Raw genomic sequence first — 16,186 nt, forward strand, 5'->3', positions numbered from 1 at the left:
TGTCATGTGACTGGTGTTGCGGCCATCGTCAGCGCCGCTCCCATGGCTTTCAGTGTGCGCCGGATGCTACAGAAAATGTTGCTTCAAATTTGCAGATTGCCGACCGCTACAGAATTTTGTTTTGTATATTTAAGATAAGCCGTAAACTTTTCTGATGGATGCTTTGGATCGAAAAATTCTGGCGGTATTGCAAACCAATGCACGCGCGAGCCTGCAGGAGGTGGGGCAGGCCGTCGGGCTGAGCGCTTCGCCATGCTGGAGCCGCATCAAGCGCATGGAGGAGGCTGGCGTGATCGAGGGCTACACCGTGCGCCTGAACCCCCAGGCGCTGGGTCTGGCCGACACGGTGCTGGTGATGGTCACGCTGGACAGCCATTCCGACAATACGCTGGAAAAATTTGGCGAAGTGCTGGCAACCATTCCCGAAGTGGTGGAAGCGCACCTGGTGTCTGGTGAGTACGACTATCTGCTGCGCGTTGTGGTCAAGGACACCCGCGATTACGAGCGTCTGCTGCGCGAAAAGCTCTACAAGATCAAAGGCATACGCCACAGCCAGTCCAGCTTTGTGCTGCGTACGCTCAAGCGCTCCGACCTGCCCTTGGGCGTGTGAAGGGCGGGGCGTGGGAGGCGGCTGCGCAGGCTTCAAGCCCAATCGGTTGCCAGCACCATCGGAGCTTGCCAGGCATGCTCACAAAAATTTGCAGAAACCGTTCGGCTTGTCATTGCTGGAGGGTGGGGGCTGTGCTGAAATGGCTGCGCGCCGGTCATCGGCGTGATTGCACACAACACACACCATGAAAAACTGCATCGTTCTGTCCGCACTGGTTCTGGCTGCTTCGCTGGCATCTGCTGCCGACAAGGCTCCCACAGCCCAGCAAAACCTGATGGGCACCTGCAATACCGAAGCCGCTGGCAAGAAGGGTGATGAACGCAAGGAGTTCATGAAGTCCTGCCTGTCCGACGGCAAGAAGCGCCAGCAGGAACGCATGAAGTCCTGCAATGCCGACGCCACCGGCAAGAAGGGCGACGAACGCAAGGCCTTCATGAGCGAATGCCTGAAGAAGTAAGCGGCGCAGTCGGCGCCTCTACGCCCCCCCACCGTATCAGCGGTTTTTCAGGGGGCGGCTATTCTGTCGCCGGGGCGGGCGTGATGCCACTGCCCGCGGGCCTGACCGGGTGTTGTGCGAGGCGGGCAGCAGCCAGCAGAGTGGCCGCCGTGTGCCCCTGGCGCGGGTAAAGCGCCCAGCCACAGCTGGCGGACACCTGGATCACGATGGACGACAGTTCCACAGGCAGCTGCAGTGCACCGATCAGGCGGTTGCACATGATGTGCAGCCCTTCCTCATCCTTCAGCCCTGCCAGCACCACGACCAGCTCATCACTGCGCCCCCGTGCCAGCGTGTCTTCGCCACGCAGGTAGCCGCGGATGCGGTAGGCCACCTTTTCCAGCAGCTCGTCCCCCACACTGCGCCCATGAATTTCATTGATGCGGTGGAAATGGTCGAAATCGATGCTGATCACTGCCAGCTGCGTGCTATTGCGTTTGGCCGAAGGGATGGCGTGGGCGATGTGCTCGATCAGCAGCAATTCATTGGGCAGACCGGTCACGCTGTCATAAAGGGCTTTGTGTTCCAGCGCCAGCTGGGCGCGGGGGTGGAGGCTGACATCGCTGATCACCGCCACATAGTGTGTCAGGCGCTTGTGCTCATTGAGCACCGCGGTCAAGGACAGGCGCTGCGTCCAGTCACTGCCATCGGCGCGGGGCAGAACGACTTCACCTTGCCAGTTGCCATTGGCTGTGACCGCCTGCCAGATGGCCGGCATATTAATGGCCGGCTTGGCACCCTGGTACAGCGCATCGAACGGCGTGTGTACACATTCTGCGCGCGACAAGCCGGTCAGATGGACAAAGGCCGGATTGGTTTCCACTACCAGGTGGTTGGCGTCAATGATGGCAATGCCTTCGCAGGTGTGGTCAAACACGCTGGCGGCAATGCGCAGCTGTGCCTCGGTGCGTTTGCGCTCGGTCAGGTCATAGGCAAAGCCCACAAAGACCGGCCCGTCCGGGGTATCGGCCTGGCCGATGGACAGGCGCAGCGGGATATGGCGTCCATCCTTGTGCATGCCCAGCACTTCGCGGCCGGTGCCGACGATGCGCCGCTCACCGTTCTGGTGATAGCGTTCCAGATAGCCATCGTGTTGTTCCGCCAGAGCGGAGGGCATCAGCAGCTTCAGATTGCGGCCGATGATGTCGCTGGCTTTCCAGCCGAAGATCCGTTCGGCAGCGGGGTTGAAGCTTTGCACCAGACCCTGGCCATCGATGGTGATGACGGCATCCACTGCGGTGCTGGCCATGGTCTGCAGACGTGACTCGCTGCGCTGCACCTGCAGCCACAGACCGCGGTAACGCAATGCAGCACTGGCCAGTGCCATCAGGCCGAACATCACTGCGCAGATACCGATGACCAGCAAGGCCAGGCCATGGCTGAAGCTGGTATCGTCCAGGCCCGGCTGCACGGTGTTCCCCACAAAGCGGGCTGCCGACATGGAGATGTAGTGCATGCCCGTGATGGCCCCCCCCAGCACCACCGACGGCAGGACCAGCCGCTGCAAGATGGGGCTGTGGCTGCGATGGACCATGCGGTTCCATAGCACCAGTGCACTCACTGCCATGAGTATGGCAACGGCCAGCGAAGCGGCGAACAGCCAGGGGTCGTAGCGCAGATCGGCGGACATGTGCATGGCCGACATGCCGCTGTAGTGCATCAGCGCAATGCCCATCCCAACCACCACGCCGGCCGCCAGCAGCCGGAGCAGGCTGGACTGCGGGGCCAGCAGGTGGCGCAGCGCCAGCCAGGACGCAAACAGCCCGGGGAGCATGGATGCCAGGGTCACGCCCAGGTGGTAGTGCACATCCACCGGCAGCTCCAGGGCCAGCATGCCGATGAAATGCATGGACCAGATGCCCAGGCCCAGCGTGCCGCAGCCGCACAGCAGTGCCACCTGCCGTTGGAAGCGACCCGGAGCATGCATGCCGGCCTGCACCAAGTACAGCGCCAGCACCGAGGCGGCAATCGCCACGGCAATCGACAGAATCACCAGCAAAGAGTCATGCCGCACATGCAGCAAATGCTCCGGCTGGCCTTGCAGCAAAAAGAAATTCGAAAGCAACGTGACTCCTTGGTGCAGTGGCATGTATGCGGCACGTGCAACGTGGCGTCCAGGTCCTGCAGCGCCGCACACAGCATGGCCCACACAGTGTCCACATGGCGGTGCGTGCGCGGGGCGCAGGACGGGACGTCGCTCGGCAGCAGCAGTGCCAGCTTAGGGCTGGGCAAGAAGGGCGCCAATCCCGCCGGGCCGAATGGATGCCCGAGATGACAATTGGTGGCATTTACCGCGGGACGATGCAGCCCACAGGCAAAAAGCAGTCTGTCAGGCGGCGGCGCGCAGACCGTTGCGGAAATGCAGCTGCATGGCCCGGCGCGCACCTTCGCTGTCGCGTTGGTGCAAGGCCTGGAGAATGTTGCGGTGCTCCTGCAGGCTGTCGTGGATGCGGCCGGTCTTAAACAGGGACTGGTGGCGGTTGAGTTTCATCACCTTGCGCAGGTCATCCACCACCTGGTTGCGCCAGCGGTTGTTGGCCACAGTGAGCAAGGCCATATGAAAACGCTCGTTGACGGCAAAGAAGTGCTCCGCATCGTCGACAGCGGCCTCCAGCTCATCGTGCAAGGCCTGCAGCTCTGCCAGCTGGGCAGGGGTGGCCAGGGTCGCAACCACGCCGGCCGCATCGCTCTCCAACAAGGAGAGCAGGTGGTACACGTCCTTGAGATCGGTCTCCGAGACCTCGGTCACATAGGCGCCGCGGCGAGGCTTCATGGTCACCAGGCCTTCGGCGGCCAGCACTTTCAACGCTTCGCGCAGCGGCGTGCGGCTGATGCCGAATTCCTCGGCGATCTTGAGCTCATCGATCCAGCTGCCGGGTTCCAGCGCACGTTGAAAAATGCGCTGCCGCAATTGTTCGGCAACTTCAACATACAGAGCACGGGGAGTAAACAGGGCAGGGGAATGGGACATGGGCCGCTAATTGTAAAGGCTCGTCAGTTTCGGTTCGGGTTGTGCATTCATAATTATGAATAATGTACACTCTCGCGCATTGAGCGATTCACTGCAACCTTTTTTGGATCATCGTTTCCCATGAGCCACGATTCCCAAGCCGCGCAGGGCGCAGCCCAGCCTGACGATTTCACCCAATCCAGCCTGAAAGACTGGGCCAAGGCCGCTGCCAAGGCGGCTCCTGGCGGCGATGTGGAAGCCCTGAACTGGGTGACGCCGGATGGCATCACGGTCAAGCCCTTGTATACGGCCGAGGACACGGCGGCCTTGCCCTATACCAATACGCTGCCGGGTTTCGAGCCCTATATCCGCGGCCCCCAGGCCACCATGTATGCCGGCCGCCCCTGGACGATCCGCCAGTACGCAGGCTTTTCTACCGCCGAAGAGTCCAACGCCTTCTACCGCAAGGCACTGGCAGCCGGTGGTCAAGGCGTGTCGGTGGCTTTCGATCTGGCCACGCACCGCGGCTACGACTCCGACCATCCCCGCGTGACCGGAGATGTGGGCAAGGCCGGGGTGGCGATTGATTCGGTCGAGGACATGAAGGTGCTGTTCGACCAGATCCCCCTGGACAAGGTGTCCGTCTCCATGACCATGAACGGTGCCGTGCTGCCGGTGCTGGCCGGCTACGTGGTGGCGGCAGAAGAGCAGGGCGTGAGCCAGGACCAGCTGGCCGGAACGATTCAGAACGACATTCTGAAAGAGTTCATGGTGCGCAACACCTATATCTACCCGCCCAAGCCTTCGATGAAGATCATCGGCGACATCATCGAGTACACGAGCCAGAACATGCCCAAGTTCAACTCGATCTCGATTTCGGGTTACCACATGCAGGAAGCCGGCGCCAACCAGGCGCTGGAGATGGCCTTCACGCTGGCAGACGGCAAGGAATATGTGAAAACAGCCATTGCCAAGGGCATGGACGTGGATGCGTTTGCTGGTCGCCTGTCCTTCTTCTGGGCCGTGGGCATGAACTTCTACCTGGAAGTAGCCAAGATGCGTGCCGCGCGCCTGCTGTGGTGCCGCATCATGAAGGGCTTCGATGCCAAGAATCCCAAGAGCCTGATGCTGCGCACACACAGCCAGACCTCGGGCTGGTCGCTGACGGAGCAGGACCCCTACAACAACGTGGTGCGCACCACGATCGAAGCCATGGCCGCCGTGTTTGGTGGCACCCAGTCCCTGCACACCAATGCACTGGACGAGGCGATTGCCTTGCCCACGGAATTTTCTGCCCGCATTGCCCGCAACACCCAGCTGATCATCCAGGAAGAAACCCACATCACCAATGTGATCGACCCCTGGGCGGGTTCTTACATGATGGAAAAGCTGACCCAGGAAATGGCTGACAAGGCCTGGGCCATCATCGAGGAAGTGGACGCCATGGGCGGCATGACGGCCGCCGTGGATTCCGGTTGGGCCAAGCTCAAGATCGAAGCCGCGGCAGCCGAAAAACAGGCCCGCATCGACTCCGGCAAGGAAGTCATTGTCGGCGTCAACAAGTACAAGCTGGCCAAGGAAGATCCGGTCGACATTCTGGAAGTGGACAACGTCAAGGTGCGTGACAGCCAGATTGCCAGCCTGAAGAACATCAAGGCCAAACGCGACCAGCAGGCGGTGGATGCGGCCCTGGCCGCGCTCACGGCAGCAGCAGACACCGGCCACGGCAATCTGCTGGACCTGTCCATCAAGGCCGTGCGCCTGCGCGCCACGGTGGGTGAAATCTCCGACGCGCTGGAAAAGTCCTTTGGCCGCCACCGCGCCGATACGCAAAAGGTGACCGGTGTGTACGCTGCCGCTTACGACTCGGCCGAAGGCTGGGACAAGCTCAAGGAAGAGATCAACACCGCTTCCGGCGCCCTGGGCCGCCGTCCCCGCGTGATGATCGCCAAGCTGGGCCAGGACGGCCATGACCGTGGGGCCAAGGTGGTGGCCACCGCCTTTGCCGACCTGGGCTTTGACGTGGACATGGGTCCGCTGTTCCAGACGCCCGAAGAGTGTGCCCGCCAGGCCATCGAAAACGATGTGCACGCCGTGGGTGTGTCCACGCTGGCAGCCGGCCACAAGACCCTGGTGCCGGCCATCATTGCCGAATTGAAAAAGCAGGGCGCGGACGACATCATCGTCTTCGTCGGCGGGGTGATCCCGGCCCAGGACTACGACTACCTGTTCAACGCCGGCGTCAAGGGGGTGTATGGCCCCGGCACGCCAATCCCTGCCAGCGCCAAGCATGTGCTGGAGCAGATCAAGCAGGCCCACAACCTGTAATCTGTCGCTGATACCGAGACAGAGCAAAGGCGATCTGCTGTGACCCCTGAGCAAATGCAAGACGGCATTCTGCGCGGCAATCCTGCCGTGCGGCGCCGCGCCATGGCCAAGGCCATCACCTTGCTGGAATCCTCGCGCCCCGACCACCGGGAGCAGGCCGATGGCTTGCTTACGGCCCTGCTGCCGCACACCGGCAAGGCATTCCGCCTGGGCATCAGCGGTGTGCCCGGCGTGGGCAAGTCCACCTTCATCGAAGCCCTGGGCCTGTACCTGATCGGGCAGGGGCTGAAGGTGGCGGTGCTGGCCATCGACCCGTCGTCCACCGTCTCCGGTGGCTCCATCCTGGGGGACAAGACCCGCATGGAGCAGCTGTCGATGCGGCTGGAAGCCTATATCCGTCCCAGCCCGTCCAGCGGCACCCTGGGGGGGGTGGCAGAGAAGACCCGCGAAGCCATGCTGGTCTGCGAGGCCGCAGGCTACGACGTGGTGATCGTCGAAACCGTGGGCGTGGGCCAGAGCGAGATTGCCGTACACGGCATGACCGACATGTTCTGCGTGCTGCAGCTACCCAATGCGGGCGACGATCTGCAGGCGATCAAGAAAGGCGTGATGGAGCTGGCGGACCTGGTGGTCATCAACAAGGCTGATATCGACCCCAACGCCGCAACGCGGGCGCAGGCACAGATCACATCCAGCCTGCGGCTGCTGGGCATGCATGGCAATCCCGACCACGCCAGCACCGGCGCACTGTGGCAGCCGCGGGTGCTGCAGATCAGCGCCTTGCTGGGGCAGGGGGTGGAAGGCTTCTGGGCAGCGGTTTCCAGCTTCCAGGACCTGCAGACCCGCAACGGTCGTCTGGCACAGCGCCGCGAAAAGCAGTCGCTGGCCTGGATGTGGGAGCGCATCGACTTTGGCCTCAAGCAGGCTTTTCGCCAACACCCGCAGGTGCAGGCACTGCTTCCTGCCCTGCAGGCCGATGTGGCCGCGGGGCGCATTGCGGCCAGCACGGCAGCAAGACATCTGCTGTCTGCGCAATCCAGTAGTGCGTAGACAGCCCAACCGAATCGCAGCAGACGCCGCACAGGCCGAGCGAGACACACAACCCAAATCACGTTAGAGGACAAGCATGCAAGAAGACATCCTGAAGCAGCTGGAAGCCAAGCGAGAACTCGCTCGGCTGGGTGGGGGACAAAAGCGCATCGACGCGCAACACAAGAAGGGCAAGCTGACGGCGCGCGAACGCATCGAGCTGCTGCTTGACGACGGAACCTTCGAAGAGTGGGACATGTTCGTGGAGCACCGTTGCACGGACTTCGGCATGGAAAACACCAAGATCCCCGGCGACGGCGTGGTCACCGGCTACGGCATGATCAACGGCCGTCTGGTCTTTGTGTTCAGCCAGGATTTCACGGTCTTCGGCGGTGCACTCTCCGAAACCCATGCCGAGAAGATCTGCAAGGTGATGGACCAGGCCATGAAGGTTGGCGCTCCCGTGATCGGCCTGAACGACTCTGGCGGTGCACGCATCCAGGAGGGCGTGGCCTCTCTGGGCGGCTATGCCGATGTGTTCCAGAAGAACGTGTTGGCGTCGGGCGTGGTGCCCCAGATCTCCATGATCATGGGCCCCAGCGCCGGTGGGGCAGTGTACTCCCCCGCCATGACCGACTTCATCTTCATGGTCAAGGACAGCTCCTATATGTTCGTGACCGGCCCTGAAGTCGTGAAGACCGTGACCCACGAAGAAGTCACGGCCGAAGAACTGGGCGGTGCCATCACCCACACCACCAAGAGCGGTGTGGCCGATATGGCCTTTGACAACGACGTCGAAGCACTGATGATGCTGCGGCGCCTCTACAACTACCTGCCGCTGAACAACCGCGAAAAAGCGCCTGTGCGCATCAGCACCGATCCCGTGAACCGTGCCGAAATGTCGCTGGATACGCTGGTACCGGAGAATCCCAACAAGCCCTACGACATGAAGGAGCTGATTCTCAAGACCGTGGACGATGGCGACTTCTTCGAGCTGCAGCCCGAATATGCCAAGAACATCCTGATCGGTTTTGCCCGCATGGCCGGCCAGACCGTGGGCATTGTGGCCAACCAGCCCCTGGTGCTGGCGGGCTGCCTGGACATCAAGTCCTCCATCAAGGCAGCGCGCTTTGTGCGCTTCTGCGATGCCTTCAACATCCCGGTGGTCACGTTCGTGGACGTGCCCGGCTTCATGCCCGGCACCTCGCAGGAATACGGCGGCATCATCAAGCACGGCGCCAAGCTGCTGTACGCCTATGCGGAAGCCACCGTGCCCAAGATCACCGTCATTACGCGCAAGGCCTATGGCGGCGCGTACGACGTGATGGCCTCCAAGCATCTGCGCGGCGATGTGAACCTGGCCTGGCCCCACGCCGAAATCGCCGTGATGGGCGCCAAGGGCGCAGTGGAAATCATCTTCCGCGAAGACAAGAACGACCCCGAAAAACTCGCTGCACGCGAAGCCGAATACAAGGCCCGTTTTGCCAACCCGTTCGTGGCCGGCGCACGTGGCTTCATCGACGATGTGGTTCAGCCGCACGAGACGCGCAAGCGCATCTGCCGTTCGCTGGAAATGCTCAAGAACAAGCAGCTGGAAAATCCGTGGCGCAAGCACGGAAACATTCCGCTCTAAGAAGAACAAGAACCAGGAGAACTACACACCATGTTTACCAAGATCCTGATTGCCAACCGCGGCGAAATCGCCTGCCGCGTGATCGCCACCGCCCGCAAGATGGGCATCCAGACCGTGGCGGTCTATTCCGACGCCGACAAGGATGCCCGCCATGTGAAGCTGGCCGACGAGGCCGTGCACATTGGCGCCGCGCCCAGCCGGGAGTCCTATCTGCTGGGCGACCGCATCATCGCCGCCTGCAAATCCACCGGTGCCCAGGCCGTGCACCCCGGCTACGGTTTCCTGTCGGAAAACGAAGCCTTTGCCAAGCGCTGCGAAGACGAGGGCATCGCCTTCATCGGCCCCAAGGCGCATTCGATTGCGGCCATGGGAGACAAGATTGCCTCCAAGAAGCTGGCCGGTGAGGCCCAGGTCAATACCATCCCGGGCTACAACGACGCCATCGAGAATGCGGAAAAGGCCGTCGGCATTGCCCAGGGCATCGGCTATCCGGTGATGATCAAGGCTTCCGCTGGCGGCGGTGGCAAGGGCCTGCGCGTGGCCTACAACGACAAGGAGGCACTGGAAGGCTTTACCGCCTGCCAGAACGAAGCCCGCAACAGCTTTGGCGATGACCGCATCTTCATCGAGAAGTTTGTGCAGGAGCCGCGCCACATCGAAATCCAGATCCTGGGCGACAGCCACGGCAATGTGGTGTACCTGAACGAGCGCGAATGCTCCATCCAGCGCCGCCACCAGAAGGTGATCGAAGAGGCGCCCAGCCCCTTCATCAGCGACGCCACCCGCAAGGCGATGGGCGAGCAGGCCGTGGCCCTGGCCAAGGCCGTGAAGTACCAAAGCGCCGGCACCGTGGAGTTTGTGGTCGGCAAGGACCAGGATTTTTACTTCCTGGAAATGAACACCCGCCTGCAGGTGGAACATCCCGTGACCGAATGCATCACCGGCCTGGACCTGGTGGAGCAGATGATCCGCGTGGCCGCCGGTGAAAAGCTGGCTTTTACCCAGACGGACGTGAAGCGCGACGGCTGGGCCATCGAGTGCCGCATCAACGCCGAAGACCCGTTCCGCAACTTCCTGCCTTCGACCGGCCGCCTGGTGCGTTTTCAGCCCCCCGAGCAGACCATGTGGCAGGCCAACACCCAGAGCCTGCAGGGCGTGCGCGTGGACACCGGCGTGTTCGAAGGCGGCGAGATCCCGATGTTCTACGACTCGATGATCGCCAAGCTCATCGTGCACGGCAAGGACCGCAACGACGCCATTGCCAAGATGCGTGAAGCCCTGAACGGCTTTGCCATCCGCGGCATCAGCTCGAACATTCCGTTCCAGGCGGCGCTGCTGGCACACCCGGATTTCGTCTCGGGCAAGTTCAATACTGGCTTCATCGCCCAGCACTATGCCCACGGCTTCCATGCCGAAGACGTGCCGCACGCCGATCCGGACTTCTTGGTCGCACTGGCCATGTTCCGCAACCGCCGCTACCGCGCTCGGGCATCGACCATCACCGGTCAGATGCAGGGCCACCAGGTGCATGTGGGCCACCAGTACACGGCGGTGATACTGGGTGGAGAAGGCAAGCACCAGTACGTGAGCGGAGAGGTGACTGACTTTGACGCAGAAGCCCGTGTATGCAACGTGGTGGTCAACGGCAAGACCTACGAGATGCGCAGCAACGCCGACATCCGTGACTTGGTGGTGCGGGGCAGTTGCAACGGCAAGCCCTTCACCTGCCAGATCGAGCGCGGCACGGCCAAGAACCCGTTGGCTCTGCGTGTGATCCACAACGGCACGCAAGCCGACGTGCTGGTGCTATCGCCCAAGGGCGCCACACTGCACCAGCTCATGCCCTACAAGGCTCCGCCAGATCTGTCCAAGTTCCTGCTCTCGCCCATGCCCGGACTGCTGGTCGACGTGGCAGTGCAACCCGGTCAGAAGGTGCAAGCCGGTGAAAAGCTGGCGGTCATCGAAGCCATGAAGATGGAGAATATCCTGTTTGCCGTACAGGACGGCGTGGTGAGCAAGATCAGCGCCGCCAAGGGCGATTCGCTGGCCGTGGACGACATCATTCTGGAATTCGAATGATGGCGGCAGACGTGGCAGTGCCGACATGGCGTTGCGCCGCCACGCTCTGGTCTGTGTGATGGGCCCGCGTGGTTGGTGCCGCGCGGGCTTTTCATCAGGCACACTCGGAAGGTAACAACTGGTTGCAGTTAAGCTCTGCAATATCCGTCAAAACCACCTTCCGCGCACCCGGTACTTGCGCATGCAGCTATGTATTTGAAAGCCCCTTTGGCCACCTTGTCATCGTCCACCTCCAGCCGCAGCCCTGGTCAACGCCTGCAGCGCACGCTGCTGTCCCTGGTCAGTGCCGTGCTGCTGGCCGATGCCGTGGTGCTGATGATGTGGAACCACTTCAATGTGGGCGTGGTGGTGCCGGGTGCGCTCGGCGCCGTGGGTGCCTTGCTGGCCTGGCTGTGGCCGGAAGTGCAGCGCTGGCGCCACAGCAAGCGCAGCCACGCCGCCTTGTGGAAATGGGGCTGGATCCTGCTGGCACTGTGGGTGCTGAGCGTGCTGATTTTCTGGAGCCGCTTGCTGGGCGTCGGTGTGCCCCCCGTGCAAGTGCCGGCAGTGGAGGCCATTGTGGTGCTGGGCAGTGGCACGCAGGATGGCCGACCGCGCCCGGTCCTGCAGGAACGTCTGGACACGGCGGCCCAGCTGGCGCGCTTACAGCCCATGGCCTTGATCGCCGTGTGCGGCGGCATCGACTGGGGTGAAACCGAAAGCGAAGCCGCCGTGATGGCCCGCTATCTGATAGAGCGCCACAGCATTTCCCCTGAACGCCTGGTGATGGAAGGCGAAAGCACAAGCACCGAATTGAATCTGCAACTCAGCCGCCCGCTGCTGCAAGAGCGCGGCGTGGACGCCACCGCGCCCATGGCCATGGTCAGCAGCGACTTTCATTTGATGCGCGCCATGGGGATTGCCCACCGACAAGGGCTGACCGGCATGGTACCGGTAGCTGCCCCAATCCCTCTGGCCACACGCTACAACGCCTGGCTGCGGGAATACTTTGCCATGCTCAGCAGTTGGGCGCTGGGCGAGGTGTGAAAGCAAGGGCGGGGCGTGTTGCGATTTTTTTTAATCCAATTGGCGGCCTGTACTGAACAGCAAAGCACAGGCCGCTACCCCATAAGGAGTATTTCATGACAGCAAACACCCGCCCTTTCAAAGTACTGGGCATCCAGCAAGTCGCTATCGGTGGCACCGACAAGGGCCGCATGAAGAGGCTGTGGGTAGACATGCTGGGCCTGGAACAGACCGGCACCTTCCAAAGCGAGCGGGAGAACGTGGACGAAGACATTCTCGCCATGGGCAAGGGTGCCATGAAGGTGGAAGTGGACATCATGCAGCCCATGGACATCGAGAAAAAGCCTGCCGTGCACGCCACGCCGCTGAACCACATCGGTCTGTGGATCGACGACCTGCCCAAGGCTGTGGAATGGCTGACCGCCAACGGCGTGCGCTTCGCACCCGGCGGCATCCGCAAGGGTGCTGCGGGCTATGACATCACTTTTCTGCACCCCAAGAGCAACGACGAATTCCCCATTGCCGGAGAGGGCGTGCTGATCGAGCTGGTACAGGCGCCTGCGGACGTGATCGCTGCGCTGAGCTGATAAGCCCAACCAGCTACACGCAGAGCACCGCCATGCGCTGGATTGCCATTTTTACCGACACGCCAGCCATGCTGGCGGTGCGTGCGCAATGGGGCAACGCACATTTGACGTATCTGGACCAGCACCGCGATGAGATCGTGCTGGCTGGAGGTTGCCGCCACAGTCCCGAGGGCGATTACGTTGGCGGCCTGTGGATTCTGGATGTACCCGACCGTGCCCGGGCCGTGCAACTGGTCGAGCAAGACCCGTACTTTATCTACGGCGCACGCCATTACGAACTGCGCACCTGGGGCAAGGCGTTTGCCGACAGGGTGGTGCCACTTTAACCGGGTTCTGCGGCCGCAAGAGTCCTGAGCGGCATGGGATGCCACTGCTGCGGGCGCGGTCCTACCGGCTTGCTTTTCGTCACAGCGCAGACCGCAGCGATGCATTCGTTGCAATGCAATTCCAGCCCCAGCCAGTCGGTAATGCCCCTTTCGCGGCGGCCTATGACACAGATGAACGGCGTGTGTGCAGAGAGACCTCCGATGTCTGTTGACGTTCAGCGATTTCTTGGGATTTCACAGCCGAATCGCCCAAACCGTGTGGTTGCCGTCCGTGCTGCTGCATGTATCTGATCTACCTTGACAGTCGCGTATGATCAGGACGCAAAATTTCAAGCCCACCTGTCTATGCGGTCAGTGCGTGCTTTCTTTATAAGATATTAATTGAGTTGACAACAATATGCCATATGTAGTTTTATTATTAATGAGTATTTCATTATTTTTTATATATGGGAAAAATTGCAATGGAAAAGTGGAATTGTTGACTTCATCAATAATTTCTGCATTGGTTATTATTTGTTTGATACCTATATTTACTCATTTTATTGGGGTTGAATCCAAAATTTTTTATTACTATGTAGTGGCTCCCGTCCTATGTTTTTTTGCCTTCAAACAAAAAAATAAAATTCCATCCTTAAAGATGGAGCGTGCAGATTATGTGATGGTTTTATTTCTGGCTATTATTTTTATAATATTCTTCTTTCACAGTAAAATGGGGAAAGAAGTCCATTTTATATCGGTGGATCCTGTTGGCCATTTCGACATGGCTCTGACGTTTGCAAAGAACAAATATCTGCTCATAGACAAGCAGAGCGAGCTATTCAGTTACACAACCTATCCCCCATTTTTTTACACGGTCGCTGGATTTTTATTTGGCGATGTTCTTAATAAGAATAATATCGATTTTTTACTTCAATTCAATGTTTTTAATTTTTGCTTGCTGACAATTCTGGCTGTGCAAATATTCTGTGTTTGTAAGGCAATCACGCCAAATAATTTGTGGTTGGCATTATTTTTCTCAATCCTTATCATCATTGGTCACCCTCTAGACATATATTTCAGCGGCTACGCTGCGCAGATGCTGGGTTTGATTTTTGTTGTTGGGATCAGTGCATCCCTTATTTCCCCTTATGAAAAATCTCCGCGAATCTTGCAAAATGCATTATTGCTGGGATTGTATCTTTCATACTTTTATTATATCCCATTTGTTGTTCTTGCATTGTTTTTGCATGCATATAAAAATAATAAGGAACTGAAGTTAACTAATTTAATTATTAAATTTGCAGTTTATTTCTTGCCTTCTGCCATTTTAGCGCTGCCGATGATTCCATACTATCTGGAAGCATCGAAAGCGATATCCGTAAGTGGAGCAATGTTCACCGATGTATATTTGAGCTTTCTTATTTTCATACCTGGCATATTCCTTCTGCTAAGCAAGCGTAATTATAAGGATGTTGAGTTCTTTTTGATTTCAGCATTGCTTTTTGCTGTGGTAATGTTTGCATTAAGAGTCGCCAATATATCGTCGGTATACTATTTCTTTAAGATATATTCTGCAATTTATATTTTTATGGGTTTTTGCGCCTTAAAAGCAATTTCTTCGAAAAGCTATCAAAAAATAATATTTTCCTACCTGTTTGCGGCACTTCCGTTATTGGTTTTGGCGCCTAAGATACAGATCGATTTGCTGTCGACAAAAAACTACTTTGTCATGGAATCAAATCTTAAATTTCTTTTTAAGAATAAAATATTTGATACAGAGCAATTGCTTTTGATATCAAATCTGAACAACTTATCTAAGCCAGAAGACAGTGTTTGCATGGCTTCCGAAAGTCCATTGCAGTTGATGTGGTTTGTCGAGTTAACGAATGGGAAATACTTTAGGGGGCATGGCGACACCAAGCATCTTTGGATGAAAGATGCTACCTGGCAGGATATGAATCAAGATGCGCAATGTAAATTGCCGAACTATGATTACATAGTTGATTTTTCTTGCAATGCAAGAGATCTCCATAAATTGGTTGAAAATCCAGCTGGGTGCATATTTAAAAGTCAATCTGCTTCTGGCAGTTGAAGATATAAATGTTTTTTAAACATCTGAGTGATCATGTTTTATATCAAACCATTGTATGCTGGAAAGCACCATGAAAGATAATAATAAGATTGCAGTCGTCATTCCAACATACAAGGCCAAAAGGCATATATTCAATGTGCTTGGAAAAATAGGCCCTGAGGTGGATAAGATCTATGTGGTGGACGATTTCTGCCCAGAGAATACTGGCGATTATGTAAAGGAATTATGCACTGACGATCGCGTTGTGGTCATCAAAAAATCATCCAATCAGGGTGTTGGTGCCGCGGTGATGACCGGCTATCAAGCAGGCATCCAAGATGGAATGGCTATTCTTGTCAAGATAGATAGCGATGACCAGATGGATCCATCTCTAATTCTTAACTTTGTCGCCCCTTTGGTTGAGGGGGAAGCGGACTATACAAAGGGAAATAGGTTTTTTGATCTAAGTAAAATTGGGTCAATGCCTACAGCTCGATTGTTTGGTAACGCTATACTTTCTTTAATGTGCAAGCTTTCATCAGGGTATTGGAATATATTTGACCCTACGAATGGTTATACAGCCATCCATGCTAGCGTTGCAAGCCGTTTGCCATTTGAAAAAATTAGTCATCGCTATTTCTTTGAAACAGATATGCTATTCCGTTTAAATACATTGCGTGCGGTGGTCGTTGATGTACCTATGGACGCGAAATATGGCGATGAGGTGAGTAACCTTAAAATTTCAAAAATCATTGGTGAATTTGCGATCAAGCATATCCGAAATTTCTTCAAACGGATTTTTTATAATTACTATCTACGGGATATGTCGCTTGCATCTATTGAGCTCCCGCTGGGATTGATTTTGCTTGGTTTTGGGGCCATTTATGGGGGTGTACATTGGGCACATTCAGTGCAGGACGGTCAACCGACGCCTGCAGGAACTGTCATGCTAGCGGCTTTGCCTGTTCTTGCAGGCATTCAGTTGCTACTTGGATTCATTGGTCACGATGTCTCTTCTGTCCCCACCAGATCCATCCATCGCTATATTCGAAAAGATACTTGATTTGTAGAGTGAATTAAATGCAGTAATGTG

The 16,186-nt window shown here is 57.6% G+C and carries 13 protein-coding genes; 11 read left to right on the plus strand and 2 right to left on the minus strand.

Annotated elements, in window-relative coordinates:
• The first annotated feature begins 154 nt into the window (after nt 1-154).
• Together CT3_RS10290 and CT3_RS10295 are read left to right on the plus strand one after the other, a co-directional pair.
• Entirely contained in the window at nt 155-610 is a 456-nt protein-coding gene (locus tag CT3_RS10290) for an Lrp/AsnC family transcriptional regulator (protein ID WP_066534222.1), read from the plus strand.
• A gap of 184 nt (nt 611-794) precedes the next feature.
• Nucleotides 795-1,067: a PsiF family protein gene (locus CT3_RS10295; RefSeq protein WP_066534220.1), complete on the plus strand. Its 273-nt coding sequence runs from the start codon at nt 795-797 to the stop codon at nt 1,065-1,067.
• Nucleotides 1,068-1,125: 58 nt separating this feature from the next.
• On the opposite strand, the gene CT3_RS10300 is transcribed toward CT3_RS10295, so the two are convergent.
• The gene (locus CT3_RS10300) at nt 1,126-3,171 is read right to left on the minus strand and encodes a sensor domain-containing diguanylate cyclase (RefSeq protein WP_172591811.1); all 2,046 of its coding nucleotides are present in this window, start codon (nt 3,169-3,171) and stop codon (nt 1,126-1,128) included.
• Between the two features lie 264 nt (nt 3,172-3,435).
• Nucleotides 3,436-4,077, minus strand: a complete 642-nt coding sequence (locus CT3_RS10305; RefSeq protein ID WP_066534214.1) for a GntR family transcriptional regulator — start codon at nt 4,075-4,077, stop codon at nt 3,436-3,438.
• Between the two features lie 120 nt (nt 4,078-4,197).
• Between CT3_RS10305 and scpA the strand changes: the two genes are divergently transcribed.
• The 9 genes from scpA (at nt 4,198) to CT3_RS10350 (ending at nt 16,156) form a co-directional block, all read left to right on the plus strand.
• Nucleotides 4,198-6,384 carry a methylmalonyl-CoA mutase gene (gene scpA, locus CT3_RS10310; protein WP_066534213.1) on the plus strand — a complete coding sequence of 729 codons (2,187 nt, stop codon included), beginning with the start codon at nt 4,198-4,200 and terminating at the stop codon, nt 6,382-6,384.
• 54 nt (nt 6,385-6,438) lie between these two features.
• On the plus strand, nt 6,439-7,434 hold the full coding sequence (gene meaB, locus CT3_RS10315; protein ID WP_083520323.1) for a methylmalonyl Co-A mutase-associated GTPase MeaB: 996 nt from the start codon (nt 6,439-6,441) through the stop codon (nt 7,432-7,434).
• 76 nt (nt 7,435-7,510) lie between these two features.
• Nucleotides 7,511-9,046: an acyl-CoA carboxylase subunit beta gene (locus tag CT3_RS10320; protein WP_066534210.1), complete on the plus strand. Its 1,536-nt coding sequence runs from the start codon at nt 7,511-7,513 to the stop codon at nt 9,044-9,046.
• Nucleotides 9,047-9,076: 30 nt separating this feature from the next.
• Nucleotides 9,077-11,125 carry an acetyl-CoA carboxylase biotin carboxylase subunit gene (locus tag CT3_RS10325; RefSeq protein ID WP_066534207.1) on the plus strand — a complete coding sequence of 683 codons (2,049 nt, stop codon included), beginning with the start codon at nt 9,077-9,079 and terminating at the stop codon, nt 11,123-11,125.
• A 216-nt stretch (nt 11,126-11,341) separates the two neighbouring features.
• Nucleotides 11,342-12,151: a YdcF family protein gene (locus tag CT3_RS10330; RefSeq protein ID WP_227657881.1), complete on the plus strand. Its 810-nt coding sequence runs from the start codon at nt 11,342-11,344 to the stop codon at nt 12,149-12,151.
• Between the two features lie 95 nt (nt 12,152-12,246).
• Nucleotides 12,247-12,717, plus strand: coding sequence for a VOC family protein (locus CT3_RS10335; protein ID WP_066534206.1), 471 nt, complete (start codon nt 12,247-12,249; stop codon nt 12,715-12,717).
• Between the two features lie 32 nt (nt 12,718-12,749).
• On the plus strand, nt 12,750-13,043 hold the full coding sequence (locus CT3_RS10340; protein ID WP_066534203.1) for a YciI family protein: 294 nt from the start codon (nt 12,750-12,752) through the stop codon (nt 13,041-13,043).
• Between the two features lie 397 nt (nt 13,044-13,440).
• A complete protein-coding gene (locus CT3_RS10345) occupies nt 13,441-15,114 on the plus strand; it encodes a hypothetical protein (protein ID WP_141891746.1) in 1,674 nt (557 codons plus the stop codon).
• Between the two features lie 70 nt (nt 15,115-15,184).
• The gene (locus CT3_RS10350; protein WP_083520400.1) at nt 15,185-16,156 is read left to right on the plus strand and encodes a glycosyltransferase family 2 protein; all 972 of its coding nucleotides are present in this window, start codon (nt 15,185-15,187) and stop codon (nt 16,154-16,156) included.
• Nucleotides 16,157-16,186 lie beyond the last annotated feature (30 nt).

Source organism: Comamonas terrigena NBRC 13299, assembly GCF_006740045.1.
Lineage (GTDB): Bacteria > Pseudomonadota > Gammaproteobacteria > Burkholderiales > Burkholderiaceae_C > Comamonas > Comamonas terrigena.